The sequence below is a fragment of the Rhizobium sp. SU303 genome (assembly GCF_021052345.1).
In the GTDB taxonomy this organism is placed as follows: domain Bacteria; phylum Pseudomonadota; class Alphaproteobacteria; order Rhizobiales; family Rhizobiaceae; genus Rhizobium; species Rhizobium laguerreae.
The window spans coordinates 3503664-3518202 of sequence record NZ_CP088095.1 but is presented as its reverse complement, the minus strand read 5'-3'; the positions used below and the strand labels follow the sequence as shown (position 1 = coordinate 3518202).

At 61.8% G+C, this 14539-nt stretch carries 15 protein-coding genes; 6 read left to right on the top strand and 9 right to left on the bottom strand.

All coding sequences use genetic code 11. From position 1 onward, the window contains the following. Positions 1 to 2: 2 nt before the first annotated feature. On the bottom strand, positions 3 to 779 hold the full coding sequence (locus RlegSU303_RS17600; RefSeq protein WP_131619564.1) for an ABC transporter ATP-binding protein: 777 nt from the start codon (positions 777 to 779) through the stop codon (positions 3 to 5). A gap of 94 nt (positions 780 to 873) precedes the next feature. Between RlegSU303_RS17600 and RlegSU303_RS17595 the strand changes: the two genes are divergently transcribed. Further along, positions 874 to 1287 (top strand): cupin domain-containing protein, encoded by a 414-nt coding sequence (locus RlegSU303_RS17595; protein WP_003542280.1) that lies wholly within the window; start codon positions 874 to 876, stop codon positions 1285 to 1287. A gap of 58 nt (positions 1288 to 1345) precedes the next feature. Here RlegSU303_RS17595 and hydA read toward each other — a convergent pair whose 3' ends face one another. The 4 genes from hydA to RlegSU303_RS17575 are packed head-to-tail and all read right to left on the bottom strand — an operon-like array spanning position 1346 to position 4979. Further along, the gene (gene hydA, locus RlegSU303_RS17590) at positions 1346 to 2800 is read right to left on the bottom strand and encodes a dihydropyrimidinase (protein WP_131719171.1); all 1455 of its coding nucleotides are present in this window, start codon (positions 2798 to 2800) and stop codon (positions 1346 to 1348) included. A 34-nt stretch (positions 2801 to 2834) separates the two neighbouring features. Continuing rightward, positions 2835 to 3440, bottom strand: a complete 606-nt coding sequence (locus RlegSU303_RS17585; protein ID WP_131719170.1) for a hypothetical protein — start codon at positions 3438 to 3440, stop codon at positions 2835 to 2837. Further along, positions 3440 to 4693, bottom strand: a complete 1254-nt coding sequence (locus RlegSU303_RS17580) for a Zn-dependent hydrolase (RefSeq protein ID WP_131719169.1) — start codon at positions 4691 to 4693, stop codon at positions 3440 to 3442. The genes RlegSU303_RS17585 and RlegSU303_RS17580 overlap by 1 nt, the downstream gene beginning before the upstream one ends. Positions 4694 to 4721: 28 nt before the next feature. After that, entirely contained in the window at positions 4722 to 4979 is a 258-nt protein-coding gene (locus RlegSU303_RS17575) for a hypothetical protein (protein ID WP_131719168.1), read from the bottom strand. A 16-nt stretch (positions 4980 to 4995) separates the two neighbouring features. On the opposite strand from RlegSU303_RS17575, the gene RlegSU303_RS17570 reads away from it, so the two are divergent. After that, a complete protein-coding gene (locus RlegSU303_RS17570; RefSeq protein ID WP_131719167.1) occupies positions 4996 to 5646 on the top strand; it encodes a TetR family transcriptional regulator C-terminal domain-containing protein in 651 nt (216 codons plus the stop codon). Between the two features lie 4 nt (positions 5647 to 5650). On the opposite strand, the gene RlegSU303_RS17565 is transcribed toward RlegSU303_RS17570, so the two are convergent. The 3 genes from RlegSU303_RS17565 to RlegSU303_RS17555 all read right to left on the bottom strand — a co-directional run bounded on the left by RlegSU303_RS17565 (position 5651) and on the right by RlegSU303_RS17555 (position 9792). Then, positions 5651 to 8218: an HWE histidine kinase domain-containing protein gene (locus RlegSU303_RS17565; RefSeq protein WP_131719166.1), complete on the bottom strand. Its 2568-nt coding sequence runs from the start codon at positions 8216 to 8218 to the stop codon at positions 5651 to 5653. Beyond that, on the bottom strand, positions 8215 to 8751 hold the full coding sequence (locus tag RlegSU303_RS17560) for a biliverdin-producing heme oxygenase (protein ID WP_131719165.1): 537 nt from the start codon (positions 8749 to 8751) through the stop codon (positions 8215 to 8217). Before RlegSU303_RS17560 ends, RlegSU303_RS17565 begins: the two co-directional genes overlap by 4 nt. 141 nt (positions 8752 to 8892) lie before the next feature. Next, positions 8893 to 9792, bottom strand: a complete 900-nt coding sequence (locus RlegSU303_RS17555; protein WP_131719164.1) for a LysR family transcriptional regulator — start codon at positions 9790 to 9792, stop codon at positions 8893 to 8895. 102 nt (positions 9793 to 9894) lie between these two features. Between RlegSU303_RS17555 and RlegSU303_RS17550 the strand changes: the two genes are divergently transcribed. After that, positions 9895 to 10917, top strand: a complete 1023-nt coding sequence (locus RlegSU303_RS17550) for a zinc-dependent alcohol dehydrogenase family protein (protein WP_131719163.1) — start codon at positions 9895 to 9897, stop codon at positions 10915 to 10917. A gap of 57 nt (positions 10918 to 10974) precedes the next feature. Here RlegSU303_RS17550 and RlegSU303_RS17545 read toward each other — a convergent pair whose 3' ends face one another. Then, complete coding sequence (locus RlegSU303_RS17545) at positions 10975 to 11385, bottom strand: rhodanese-like domain-containing protein (protein ID WP_131619572.1); 411 nt, start codon at positions 11383 to 11385, stop codon at positions 10975 to 10977. A gap of 68 nt (positions 11386 to 11453) precedes the next feature. Between RlegSU303_RS17545 and ftrA the strand changes: the two genes are divergently transcribed. The 3 genes from ftrA to prfH all read left to right on the top strand — a co-directional run bounded on the left by ftrA (position 11454) and on the right by prfH (position 14480). Next, a complete protein-coding gene (ftrA, locus tag RlegSU303_RS17540; RefSeq protein WP_131707797.1) occupies positions 11454 to 12455 on the top strand; it encodes a transcriptional regulator FtrA in 1002 nt (333 codons plus the stop codon). A 233-nt stretch (positions 12456 to 12688) separates the two neighbouring features. Beyond that, positions 12689 to 13879: an RNA ligase RtcB family protein gene (locus tag RlegSU303_RS17535; protein WP_231283236.1), complete on the top strand. Its 1191-nt coding sequence runs from the start codon at positions 12689 to 12691 to the stop codon at positions 13877 to 13879. Beyond that, a complete protein-coding gene (prfH, locus tag RlegSU303_RS17530) occupies positions 13866 to 14480 on the top strand; it encodes a peptide chain release factor H (RefSeq protein WP_131719161.1) in 615 nt (204 codons plus the stop codon). The genes RlegSU303_RS17535 and prfH overlap by 14 nt, the downstream gene beginning before the upstream one ends. The last annotated feature ends 59 nt before the right edge of the window (positions 14481 to 14539 follow it).

Here is a 14539-nt window from a genome sequence, read left to right as displayed (position 1 = left end):
CCTCATGCGTGCCCCGTCCTCAGCCCTTCGCGGACGCGATGGGCGATTTCCAGGAACTCGGGGGTGTCGCGGATGTCGAGCGGGCGTTCGGCCGGCAGGGTCGAGTCGATCACATCGGTCACGCGGCCCGGGCGCGGAGACATCACCACGATCTTGGTCGAGAGGTAGACTGCCTCGGGGATGGAATGGGTGACGAAGCAGATCGTCTTGTTGGTGCGGGTCCAGAGTTTCAGCAGCTCTTCGTTCAGATGGTCGCGGACGATCTCGTCCAGGGCGCCGAAGGGCTCATCCATCAGTAGCAGGTCGGCGTCGAAGGCGAGCGCACGGGCGATCGAGGCGCGCTGTTGCATGCCGCCGGAAAGCTGCCAGGGGAATTTCTTCTCGAAGCCCGAAAGACTGACGAGATCGAGCGCTTCGGCGATGCGCCGCGTCCGGTCGGCGCCGGAATACCCCATGATCTCCAGCGGCAGGGCGATATTGTTTTCGATGGTGCGCCAGGGATAGAGCGCCGGCGCCTGGAAGACATAGCCGTAGGCGCGGGCCTTGCGGGCTTCCTCCGGTGTCATGCCGTTGATCGAGATCTCGCCAGACGTGCTCTTCTCGAGATCGGCGATGACACGCAGGAAAGTGGTCTTGCCGCAGCCCGACGGGCCGATGAAAGAGACGAAATCGCCCTTGCGGACATCGAGATTGACATTGCTCAGTGCTTGCACCGGGCCGTCATTCGCCTGGTAGGTGAGACAGAGATCCTTGGCGGATACGACGGAGGGTGCTTGCATCAATGCGACCAGTCTTGTTTTCGCCGCGGGAACGCGGTTTGCGTGTTATCATTACCGCCGGTTTTATCGACGACACACTCCATGGAGGATGAGGATGGACGTGACATCAAAGCCCACCTGCCACATCGTTCGCCCCAATCATGCCTATGACGGGAAGCAGGGGCTCAGCTATTTCCAAGGGGTCGCGGCCGAGACGGTCGGCGCCAAGGGCATTTGCATGCACCTCCTGACGATCCCGCCGGGCGTACGCGCCAAGGCGCATCTGCACGAGGCGCACGAGACGGCGATCTACATGCTCTCCGGCGAGGCCCACACATGGTACGGAGATCGGCTCGAGCATCACGTCATCGTCCATGCCGGCGAACTTTTCTATATCCCGGCCGGCGTGCCGCACTTGCCGGCAAACCTCAGCAGCACGCCGTGCACGGCGATCATCGCCCGCACCGATCCGAACGAGCAGGAAAGCGTCGTGCTTCTGCCGGAGTTGGACGCTTTGGTGCCGGCGTGAGGTCATTGGCATAGAGGCAGCGGTCTCCGGTTGATGGCCATATCGTCATGCGCCATCGTCATACGCCGCTTGCCGGAATGCCGCTACGCGTCACCTTGCGCGGCGCGGTGATATCCTTCCACTGGGAAAGTGCCTTGCTGACAGCCGTGACCGGCTCGCGCCTGACGAATTCGCCGTGGCCCTCGCGGGTCTTGATCGCGCCTTCCTCGATTGCCACGACGCCGCGTGTCAGCGTGTAGCGGGGCAGGCCGATCACTTCCTTGCCTTCGAAGACGTTGTAGTCGATCGCCGACTGCTGGGCCCTGGACGAGATGGTCTTGGAACGTTGCGGGTCCCAGACGACGATGTCGGCATCAGCGCCGACAAGGATCGCGCCCTTCTTCGGATAGATGTTGAGGATCTTGGCGATGTTGGTCGAGGTGACGGCGACGAACTCGTTCATCGTCAGCCGCCCGGTATTGACGCCATGGGTCCAGAGCATCGGCATACGGTCTTCGAGGCCGCCGGTGCCGTTCGGGATCTTGGTGAAATCACCGATACCAAAACGCTTCTGCGCAGTGGTGAAGGCGCAATGGTCAGTGGCGACGACCTGCAGCGAGCCGGAGGCAAGCCCCGCCCAAAGCGAGTCCTGATGCTGCTTGTTGCGGAAGGGCGGCGACATCACCCGGCGGGCGGCATGATCCCAGTCGGGGTTGGAATATTCGCTCTCGTCGAGCGTCAGGTGCTGGATCAGCGGTTCACCATAGACGCGCATGCCCTTGGCACGGGCGCGGCGGATCGCCTCGTGCGCCTGTTCGCAGGAGGTGTGGACGATATAGACCGGGCAGCCGGCCATGTCGGCGATCATGATGGCGCGATTGGTGGCCTCGCCCTCCACCTCGGCCGGGCGGGAATAGGCGTGCGCCTCGGGGCCGTTATTGCCCTCGGCCAGCAGCTTTGCCGACATCGAGGCGACGACGTCGCCGTTTTCGGCGTGCACCAGCGGCAGGGCGCCGAGTTCGGCGCAGCGCTGGAAGGAGGCGAACATTTCGTCATCGTCGACCATCAGCGCGCCTTTGTAGGCCATGAAGTGCTTGAAGGTGTTGATGCCCTTGTCACGGACGATGGTCTCCATCTCCTTGAAGACCTGCTCGCTCCACCAGGTGACCGCCATGTGGAAGGAATAATCGCAATTGGCGCGGGTCGATTTGTTGTCCCACATGGTCAGCGCCTCGAGCAGCGACTGGCCAGGGGCGGGCAGGGCGAAATCGACCACCATCGTCGTGCCGCCGGAAAGGGCGGCGCGTGTGCCGCTCTCGAAATCGTCGGAAGAATAGGTGCCCATGAAGGGCATTTCGAGGTGGGTGTGCGGATCGATACCACCAGGCATGACATAACAGCCGGTGGCATCCAGCGTCTCGTCGCCCGAGAGGTTCGGACCAATCTCGATGATCTTGCCGCCGTCGATTTTCACGTCAGTCTTATAGGTCAGGTCGGCGGTGACGATGGTGCCGTTCTTGATGACTGTGGTCATGGCTGCTGTTCCTTTTCCCTGCGATCTTATTGTCTTACGGCTCCACTGCCATCGTGGGCGTGCCGTTTCTAAAGAGCGCCGCACCCTTGGCGATAAGGCTGTAGACGGCCTCCTCACTCAACTCATTCGGCTTGTCGTGCTTCTCTTCGTAATACCAGTCGGGCTGCTCAAGGACGTCAATGCCACCCACCGACAAGGACCAAATGCCGTCGCATTCGCGAAAGTAAAAATCCTTGCCGTCGATCAGCCCGGTTGACTGTACGGGTTGGCTGTCCTTGGGACGTTCGATCAGTATGCCAGGCGTGGAAGGGCCAAGTTCGATGCGAACGACACCGGGCCCGGGCCCATAGATATAGTAGGTTTGGTGGAGCGCATCTGGGTCGCGGTCATCTGACTTGGCCAGTTGAACACCAGAAGGTTCATATCGCCAAAAGCTCGATATTTGCGGAAGCTTGATCCGCTCGCCTGCCGTGTTGATGCCAATGTAGAAGATCTGCACGCCAGGGACGTCGTCCCACGGACCTTCGTTCACTGGCGTCACATTGGCGGTGGCCCACGCGAGGTCGTCGGCAGTTCGCTGAGTTTCGAACTTAAAGATATCAGGATAATCGAGATAAGTGGTTGGCAAATCTGATGCCATCACACGACAATCTCCGCCGTTTCCACTACGGCATGGAACAGCACATCGGCTCCCGCCATCGCCCATTCCTTGGAAATCTCTTCCGCCTCGTTGTGCGAGAGCCCGCCGACGCAGGGGCACATGACCATCGTTGCCGGTGCGACCTTGGCGGCCCAGCAGGCGTCGTGGCCGGCGCCGGAGATGATGTTCATGTGGCTGTAGCCGAGCCGCTCGGCGGCTTCGCGCACCGACGTGACCAGTTTCGGATCGAAGGTGATCGGTTCGAAGTGGCCAATCGCCTCGATGGAACAGCCGACGCCGAGTGCATCGGTGATCTCAGGCGCTTTCGCCTCGATCTTTGCCCGCATGCGGTCGAGTTTCTCCTTGTCGGGCGAGCGGATGTCGACGGTGAAGACCACCTTGCCCGGCAGCACGTTGCGGGAGTTTGGCGAGAAAAATACCTGGCCGACGCCGCCGACGGCGCCCGGCTGTTCGCCCATCGCCACGTCCTGGACCATTTCCAGAATGCGGGCCATGGCGAGGCCGGCATTGACGCGCAGGTTCATCGGCGTCGATCCGGTATGGGCTTCTTTGCCAGTCAGCGTGAATTCCAGCCACCAGAGGCCCTGGCAATGGGTGACGACGCCGATCTGCTTTTCCTCGGCTTCGAGGATCGGTCCCTGCTCGATGTGATATTCGAAATAGGCGTGCATCTTGCGGGCGCCGACCTCTTCGTCGCCAACCCAGCCGATGCGCTTCAATTCGTCGCCGAAAAGATTGCCCTCGGGGTCCCTGCGGCTATAGGCAAAGTCCAGGCTGTGCACGCCGGCGAAGACGCCTGACGCCAGCATGGCAGGGGCAAAACGCGCCCCTTCCTCGTTGGTCCAGTTGGTCACGACGATCGGATGTTTGGTCTTGATGCCGAGATCGTTCATCGTGCGCACGACTTCGAGGGCTGCAAGCACGCCGAGCACGCCGTCATATTTGCCGCCGGTCGGCTGGGTGTCGAGATGCGAGCCGACATAGACGGGCAGAGCATCGGGATCGGTGCCGGGGCGGGTGGCGAACATCGTGCCCATCCGGTCGACACCCAGGGTCAAACCGGCATCGTCACACCATTTTTTGAAAAGGCTGCGGCCCTGCGCATCGGCATCCGTCAAGGTCTGGCGATTGTTGCCGCCTGCAATGCCGGGGCCGATTTTCGCCATCTCCATGAGACTGTCCCAGAGACGGTCGCCATTGACGCGCATGTTCTCGCCTGGTGCTGCCACCATTTCGTATGCCCTCACCTGTTTGCGGCAGTCATGCAAAGGGCATGCCCGCCTGTTCCCGTGGTCCTTTCCTGCGCCCCCTTATTGGTTTTGTCGAGCGCCGGAAAATCGCCAGTTGCCTTTGTTTTGCATCTGGCGGATAATTTGACCGATTGGTAAACATTACAACTTCCACCGCCGGGCTCAAGACGAAAATCACGAAAATTGCCGATAAATATACGGGCAGTTGCTCAAGGAAGCGGCGGGGACCATTCCCAGCCAAAACTTGAGCGAAGAATTTGAATTTCAAGGGGAAATAACAGCCTGTGACCATACCGAGAGCAGCGAAAACCCTGAGGCGGACGCGAATCCAGGAGGAGAAAGAAGAGCAAATCCTGGAAGCGGCCCTCGACGTGTTTTCGGCAAGCGGCTTCCGCGGCTCGACCATCGACCAGATCGCCGAAGTGGCCGGCATGTCGAAACCCAATCTGCTCTATTATTTCCGCACCAAGGAAGCCATGCACCGGGCGCTGATCGACCGAGTGCTCTACACCTGGCTGGAGCCGCTGCGGGCCTTCGACGCCGAAGGCAACCCGGAGACGGAAATCCGCAGCTACATCCGCCGCAAGCTGGAGATGGCCCGCGATTTTCCGCGCGAGAGCCGGCTTTTCGCCAACGAGGTGCTGCAGGGCGCGCCCCATATCGAAGACGAGCTGAAGGGACCGCTGAAGGAATTGGTCGACGAGAAGGCGGAGGTCATCCGCGCATGGGCGAAATCAGGCAAGATCGTCAAATGCGATCCCTATCACCTGATCTTCTCCATCTGGTCGACGACGCAGCATTACGCGGATTTCGACGTTCAGGTGCGTGCCGTGCTGGGGCAGGAACATTCGGGCGAAGGGCGCTTCGAGGATGCGGCACGGTTTCTGGAACAGCTCTTCATCGGCGGCCTGCGACCGGATCCCCTGGAGGCGTGAGGGTTTACCCTCTTCTTGGAAGCGGCACCCGGGCAAGAATATCCGTCATACCTTCCATCGTATAAGGCTTCTGTAGCACGGGCGCGTCGGAGTGGCTGTTTGCCTGGGCGATGCCCTCCCCATAGCCCGTGGCAAAAACGAAGGGCACGCCTTCGGCAGCCAGCCGGTCGGCAATTCCGAAACTCGTCTCATCGCCAAGATTGACATCGAGAAGCGCCAGATCGAAGGACTGGCCTGCCAGAATTTCCATCGCCTCAGTGACACTTGGAGCCGTAGCCACGTCGGCGCCCAGGCGGCGCAGGATGTCCTCCCCATCCATGGCGATGATCAGATTGTTTTCCACCAGCAGCACGTTCAGGCCGGAAAGCGGCCGATCGTCGGGATTGCTCTTGGGTTCGGTCGTTCTGAGCGGAGCCGGATTTGACCGTTCGCTCGTCGGGCCGACGACATGTCGCGCCGGAATGGAGAAATCCGCCTCGATCCCATCCTTGACGTAGCGGACCTCGGCCTTGCCGCCGAGGTCATAGGGGATCGAGCGGCGGATGATGGTCGAACCGAAGCCATGGCGTTTGGGTTCGACGACGGGTGGACCATCCTTTTCGCGCCAGCCAATACGCAGATTGCCCTCGTCGTCGCGATGCCAGCCGAGTTGGACGGTGCCGCTGCCGGTGCCGGAAAGGCTGCCATATTTGGCGCTGTTGGTCATCAGCTCATGGAAAACAAGGGCGGCGGTGGAAAAGGCCTGCGGTTCCAGCAGCACGTCCTCGCCGCTCATCTGGATGCGTTGCGCATTTTTCCCGAGATAGGCGGCGGTCTCTGCGAGCAGTAATTGCCGAAGCGAAGCGGGCGCCCAGTGATCGCGGGTGATCTGGTCATGGGCGCGGGCGAGCGACTGGATGCGGCCCTCGAGCTGGCGAATGTAGTCGCCAAGGCCGACCGACGTTGCCTGCGACTGCCGGATAATGCCAGTGATGAGGCTCAATATGTTGCGGACGCGGTGGTTCAGCTCGGCAATCAGCAGTTCCTGGCGCTCGTTTGCCGTCTGGCGCGCCATGCTGACCTCGTCGGTGAGGCGCAACACCACTTCGATCAGTGTGACGCGGATGGTTTCGGCGACACGGCGCTCGGCGTCCGTGAAAGGAAGGGAGCGGCCGCGCACCAGTTCCGACCAGGCTTCGAAACTCTTGCGCGGCGTCAGCCTCGGGCCGTTCGGCCCGTATTCCACCGGCTTGTGTGGGTCGCCGCCCCAGCGGACGGTGCGCACCAATTCCTGACGGAAAAGCACGACATAATCGCGCGGCGAACGCGAGATCGGGATGGCGAGCATGCCTGCCACCGCATCGTCGACCTCAAGGTCCGGATAGGTTTCTGAGAGCCTGTCCACGGCATAGATTCGGCCGGCAGCGCTACGGTTGAGGTGGCGGACGAGGGCTGCGAAACTTCTCTCATCCGGCCCGATGCCGGCGAGTGCCAGCCGGCCGTTGATCCAGACGCCGATCCCGTCAGCAGGAATGGCATCGGCGAGCGCCTCAATCAGCCAGGCCGGATCGTCGAGCAGGCTCGCATTGTCTGCCACGGAGGTGAGAAGCCGGTCGGCGATGCGGCGCGCCTTGGTCTCGTAGTCGAGAGCCAGCCGCCGTTCGCGGCTTTCAAGGCGCGACGCAAACATCTGACCGAAGAGTTCGGCAGTGGAGCGGCTTTGGGCCGAAGGCAGACGCGGGCCGTAATGATGGCAGGCAAATAGGCCCCAGAGCTTACCGTCCACGACGATCGATATGGAGAGCGAAGCGCCGACGCCCATGTTTTTCAGATATTCGATGTGGATCGGCGAAACAGAACGCAATACCGACATGGAGAGGTCGAGCGGCTGGCCGTGCTCGTCGCGTTGCGGCAGGACCGGGACCGGGACGGCGTCGACATCGGCAATGATGCGGAACAGGTTGCGCAGATAAAGCGCGCGCGCCTGCACCGGAATGTCGGAAGCCGGATAGTGCAGCCCGAGAAACGAGCCGATGCCGGCCCGGGCGGCTTCCGCCACCACTTCGCCGGAACCGCCTTCGTCGAAACGATAAACCATGACCCGATCGAAGCCAGTCAAGGCGCGCGCCTGTCTTGCACCTTCGCGGAAGAAAGCCTCCAGTGTTTCCGTGTGGTCGAGGCGGGACATCATGCTGCGCATGGAGAGCGAAGCGGCGTCGCGCCGGTCATCCTGGCAGCGCTCGCCTTCGATGATGACCTCACCTCCGTTCAGGTGCAGGGCAATGTCGAACCTGTTTTGATCGGGCATCAGGGCAATGCCGAAAATGCGCTCGACGATATCGGGACCGCGCAGCGTGGTAAGCTTGTTGCGGATGGCGTGGAGTGCTTCGGGTGTGATCAGAGAGACAACGGGACGGCCAATCGCGTCGGCCTGCGCAACACCGAGGAACTCCACCAGATTTGCGGAGGCGCGCGTGACAATCCAGTCTGAGGATATCGCCAGGAGAAAGCCGAAAGGTTGAACCGATCCAAGCTGGTGGATCGGTTCACGGTCGCAATTGGTGAGATCGACAGGTTCGTGCGTGCCGCTCATGGCACGGTTTCCAGCGTGAGATGCCCGGCTTTGAGGAAGAGATCGAAGACATCGCGGGCGGCGGCGACGGCAGCGGCGTGATCCTCCAGGTTGGTCGCGTCAAGACGACCCACGAAGAGCCGCATGGCGCCCTTCGGGCCTTGGGGGGTCAGGTAGCTGCTGGGCAAATGATCAGGCACGGCCTTGGCGAGCAGCGCGCCGCCGAGCTTGGAGCCTTCCAGGACATAGGCAGCACCCCAGACCGCTGCTTCGCAATGCAAGGCGGGTTGAGGAAGGGGCGCGGGCAATCGATCGCCGAGTTCCCTAATGTCGGCAGCGAGCAGGTGAGCGCGCCTTCGTTCCGACCAGTTGGGCAGCAGGCTAGCGATCCCGGCTTCCTCAAGCGCATGTTCGACTGATGGTACGACCCGGGCATGCGCTAGCAGGAATGCCTTGTAATCCTGGGTGCGTGAGAGATTGAAACTGCCGAAGAGAGCGTCGACCGCGGCGTGGCAATCTGCAGTTTGTGCGCTGAGGGCGCTGCGAAGTGACATGCTGACCGTGTTCCGAGTGATATGGCGGTCGTCCACAACGGACGGTGAACTATCGGATATACTGCTGCATCGGGTGATTTCCAGGGAAACGTATAGGAATTACATGGGTTTCTCGTCGCTCGCAGACGCGTGGCGAGTGCTTCAGCCCATCATTGCCGGCAGTCCTGCGGCGAGCGTATCGATCGCGAGCCGCACCTTCGGCAGCATGACCGGAGAGCGCAGCCAAACGGCATGGGCATCGAAGACATTGGCCGGTTCCTGCTTCAACACCTGAATGAGCCGGCCTGCCAGCACCTCCTCGCGGACCAGCCAGCAGGGGAGCCAGGCAAGTCCGCGCCCGGCGACGGCCGCTTCGGAAATCGAAGCGAGGTCGTCGAGCCGCAGTCGCGCCTTTGGCGCCAGCCGCCGCCGGGGATCGGCTGCAGTCGGAAAGATCCAACCCTTGTCATCATCGTCCCGCCTGTAGACGATGCCCTCATGCCGGGGAATATCGAAGACGGTCTGCGGCGAACCATGCTTTTCCAGATAGGCGGGCGATGCGCAGACGGTCATGCGCTGGCGGGCGATCGCCCGGGCCATCAGATCCGGATTGTCCTTTAGCGGCCCGTTGCGGATGACAAGATCGAAGCCGTCCTCGAGCAGGTCGACGATACGGTCGTTGAAGGAAAGGTCGAGTTCGAGGTTCGGATGTTCATCGAGCAGGCGTGCCAGGATCGGCGCGATGCAATGGCGGCCGAAAAGCACCGGCATCGAGATGCGCAGGCGGCCGCGCACATCACGCCGGCCGGATTCCAGCATGGCTTCCCCGAGGCGGATTTCCTCGACCGCCCGCAGGCAGCGCTCGTAGAAGAAGCGGCCTTCCTCGGTGAGGCTCTGCATGCGTGTCGTACGGTTGAAAAGCCGCACGCCGAGACGCTGTTCCAGACGTGCGATCGTCTTGCCGACCGCCGAACGCGTGAGGTGAAGCCGCTCGGCGGCGGCCGAAAAGCCACCTGCCTCGACGGCTTCGACAAAGATCGAGATACCCTTCAGCTGTTCCATTTGTTTCCTCTTTGGAACCATTCTGGAGAATAAATATCGCAACTGGTGCGAAATATTCAACGATATGTTTTGCGCTCCCTGCAATGGACAAGGAGCAAGACAATGCAGACAACACGGCAATGGCAGATCGACGCGGTAGGGCCGGAGCGCCAGCTGACGATCGGGGAGCGGAGGCTCGAACCGGTTTCGGGAAACAGGGTTCTGGTCCGGACGGAAGCCGTCTCGCTCAATTTCCGCGATCGGTTGCTGATGGAGAGCGGCATGGGGTTGCCGCTGCAATTTCCCTTCGTGCCAGCTTCGGACATGGCAGGGGTCGTCGAGGCAGTCGGACCCGATGTCAGCCGTTTCAAGCCTGGCGATCGGGTCATCTCGACGTTTTCGCCCGACTGGATCGACGGACGCGGGCTAGGCGATGCGCGCACGCCACCTTACAAGACGCGCGGCGGCTTCTATCCCGGCGTCCTCTCCCAATATACCGTGCTGTCGGAGGAGTGGTATTCACGCGCGCCTGACACGCTCGATGCGGCGCAGGCGAGTACCTTGCCTTGCGCCGGACTGACCGCCTGGTTCGCCCTGATCGAACGCGGCGGCCTGAAGGCTGGCGACAAGGTTCTGGTGCAGGGCACCGGCGGTGTGGCGCTCTTCGGTCTGCAGATCGCCAAGGCGCATGGTGCGGAGATCTTCATCACATCAGGCAGCGCCGAGAAGCTCGGCCGCGCCGTTGCCCTTGGCGCCGATCACGCGATCAATCGCCATGAGGGCGACTGGGTTGAGCAACTCTATCAGTTGACCGGCGGCTATGGCGCCGATCACGTGCTCGAGATCGTCGGCGGCCCGCATCTCGGCCAGGCGCTGAAGGCGGTGGCGATCAATGGCCGCATTTCCGTTATCGGCGTGTTCGAGGGGTTCGAGGTTTCCGGCCCGGCCGGCCCGTTGCTGCTCAAGGCGCCTGTTGTGCAGGGCATTGCCGTCGGCCATCGCCGTGCGCTTGAAGATCTGGTGCGGGCAATCGACCAGACCGGGCTGAAGCCTGTGATCGACAAGCGTTATGCCTTCGACGAATTCCCTGAGGCGCTCAATCACCTCTATCGCGGGCCTTTCGGCAAGGTGGTCGTCGAGTTCTGACCGTCGCGATTTTCCCTTCTCCCCGCTGCAATAATTGTAGGGGGAGACGGGAGGCCATCAGGCGGCAGTGGAAACGCCCTGTTCGAAGGCGAAGCCTTCATCGGCCCAGCCGGTCATGCCGCCGATCATCAGCTTGGCCTGGAGGCCGAGATTGGCGAGGCGGAAGGCAGCCTTGTCGGCGCCGTTGCAGTGCGGGCCGGCGCAATAGACGACGAACAGCGTATCGCTTGCCCATGTCGACATGCGATGCGCCGTCATCTTGCCGTGCGGGAGGTTGATGGCTCCGGGAATGTGGGACTCTGCGAAGAGCTGCGGCGAGCGCACGTCGAGGAGAACGAAATCGACTTTGCCGGCCGCAAAGGCTGCATGCACGTCGGAGCAATCGGTTTCGAAGGCAAGCTTGGCGGCAAAGTGAGCGACGGCAGCATCCGGAGCTGCAGCAGGTATTTGGGAAACGGCGCTTGGCATCGGTTTTTCCTTTTTCTGAAGTTGCCGCCTGGTATCGCCGATGCTAGAGCTGTGCGAAATTGGCCATCATGACTGACAGCGTAAAGATCATGCCAAACTCATCGCCACAGCAGACCAAAGGACCGCTGGTCGCCGCGCTTGCCTATGACGGGCTCTGCACCTTCGAATTCGGCATCGCCTACGAAGTCTTCGGCCTGCCACGCCCGGAAATGGGCGAAGGCTGGTATCGTTTCTCGGTCTGCGGCATCGAAACGGGTCCGCTTCGCGCTGCGGGAGGGCTGACGGTCGCAGTCGACAAGGGACTGGAAGTGCTTGACGAAGCGGACCTGATCGTCGTGCCGGGTTGGCGGTCGATCGATGCAGCCGTTCCCGAGCCGCTGGCTTCAGCGCTCAAGGCCGCGCATAAACGCGGCGCAAGGATCATGTCGCTTTGCTCGGGTGTTGCGGTTCTTGCCGGGTCGGGTCTGCTGACGAACCGCAGGGCGACGACGCATTGGCGTTATGTCGCCTCGATCGCCGCGCGTTATCCCGACATTACGCTCGATGCCGACGTTCTTTACATGGACGAGGGCAGCCTGCTGACGGCGGCGGGCAGTGCTGCCGGCATCGATCTCTGCCTGCATGTGGTGCGCGGCGATTTCGGTTCGGAAGCCGCAAACAGCGTGGCAAGACGTCTCGTCGTGCCGCCGCACCGCGAAGGCGGACAGGCGCAGTTCATTCACGCGCCGGTTCCCGAGGAACGCGAGGGCATCCGCCTCGGGCCGCTGATCGAATGGATGCGCGAAAGCCTTTGCGAGGACCAGCCAATCAGCCTTCTTGCCAAAAGAGCGGGCATGAGCATGCGCACCTTCCAACGGCGTTTCGAAGCGACGACGGGCCTCAGCGTCGGCGAATGGCTGCTGAAGGAGCGGCTGCGGCATGCCCGCGATCTGCTGGAGAAGGAACTTGCTGTTTCGCTCGACGATATCGCTGCCGCCAGCGGCTTTGGAACACTGGCGACGATGCGGCATCATTTCCGCAGGCGGCTAGGGACGAGCCCCAATGCCTATCGGAAGTCATTCGGCGGTTAGAGCATCCCATGCTTGCATTTCTTTGCCATTTCACCTAAAGGGGCGCTCTCGATGTTTCTGGAAAGGGAGCGCCACGATGACGAATATCTCAGCACGCCCCGAGAGGGTTTCGGCTTAACTCGGCCAACGGGTCGATGAATGCCGGTTGAATATCGCCGTTTTTGGCGATGAAAGACCACTCATATCCAGAGTTCATTATCATGGGCAATTCCATTGGGAGCGGAAGCTCCCCGATGACGTCGTCGGCACATCCGGCACTCATCAATCGTTTCTTTTCCGATAGCGCCTGGATCGAAGGCGCCGCTTTAGATCAGCTTGACGAAATGTCCCGCCTGCCGGGCGTTCTGGAGATCGCCGCCTTTCCGGATCTGCACCCCGGCAAATATGGTGCGACCGGCGTGGCACTGTTGTCCTCTCAGTTGCACCCGCTGCTGATCGGCAACGATATCGGCTGCGGCATGTCGCTCTTCGGCCTGGATCTTCCGTTGCGCAAACTGAAGATCGACAGGGCGGCGGAGCGGCTTCGCCGGTTTGAAGCGCAGGCGATCGGAAATGCGGCGGAACTTCTCGCGGAGGCAGGCCTGTCGACCGATCTCACACCCGGTGCTCTCGGCACGATCGGCGGCGGCAATCATTTCTGCGAGTTGCAGGCTGTGGAGGATCTCGCCGGAGGCGGATCTGCCGACGGTCTCGATGATCAGGAGCTCTATCTGCTGGTTCATTCCGGTTCGCGCTCTCTTGGCGCCACCATATTCTCGGCGATGGTGGCCGCTCATTCGGGGCTCGCAGCCGGTCTTGATCCCGGTTCGGAGGCCGGCGCCGCCTGGCTTATGCGGCACGACCAGTGCGTTGCCTGGGCATCGTTGAACCGACGACTGATCGCAGAACGGGCGGCCGCAGCGCTTCATGCCGATCTGCGTCTCATCGCCGACGTACCGCACAATCTCGTTCGCCCGTCCGATCGTGGGTTTGTGCACTACAAGGGTGCGGCAGCGGTCGTAGCCGGCGAACTTGCGCCGATTGCGGGATCTCGAGCGAGCCTCAGTTATGTGGTTCGTCCGACCGCTGGCGTTGCCCGTTCGCTGGACGGCATCTCTCACGGGGCCGGTCGCAAATATGACCGCGCCACCATGCACGGGCGTGTCGGCCGCAATCGCTCCGAACGAGAACAGCTCTTGCGCAATTCCTGGGGCGGTATCGCCATCTGCGACGATCGCTCCCTTGTCGTCGAGGAGGCGGCGTCCGCATACAAGGATGCCGGGCAGGTGGTGACCGATCTGGAAAATGAGAGCCTGGTCGTGAGGCTTGCCAGCTTTCGGCCGCTTGTCACCTTCAAGAAGGCGGTTGATGAAGCGGAGGTTGAGCAGCGCCGGCGAAAACCTGAATATCGCAGGGAAGGAGGACGTGGCCATGAGCGCTATTGATCTTCTCATTACCGCAGGCAACGGCCCGGTAGAATGCCGCATGGCGCTGTCAGCGCTTCTCCGCATCCTCGAACAGGAGGCTGTTCGGCTCCGCTGCTCTTTCGAGACCAGCCTTGGCCCGATGCCGGATCAGCACGGTGCGAAGTCAGCGATCGTCAGCCTCAATGGTTTCGAGGCGGAGCAGATTGCCAGTGATTATTGCGGCACGATCCGCTTCACCTTCCGGAGCCAGGTGCGTCCGGGTCACAAACGGCAGAACTGGTACGTCTCGGTTCAACGTATCGATACCAAACCGGAAGGCGGCGAGGTGACGATCGATCCAGCCGACCTGCGTTTCGAGACACTGAGGGCCGGCGGACCGGGCGGGCAGCATCAGAATACGACCGACAGTGCGGTTCGTGTCCTGCATCGGCCGACCGGTCTCGTCGCGACGGCGCGCGACGAGCGTTCCCAGCACCGCAACAAAGCCCTAGCGCTCCGGCGCCTTGAGGCGATGCTGCGCCATATCGAGGCGGAGAAGCAGGAGGCCGCCAAATCCGGGCGCTTCATCGCCAACCGGACCATCGAGCGCGGCAACGAGGTCAAAACCTTCAAGCTGTAGTCGGGAATAGCGTGGCCCGACCACAAACAACAACGGCGCCCTTCATGAAGGGCGCCGAT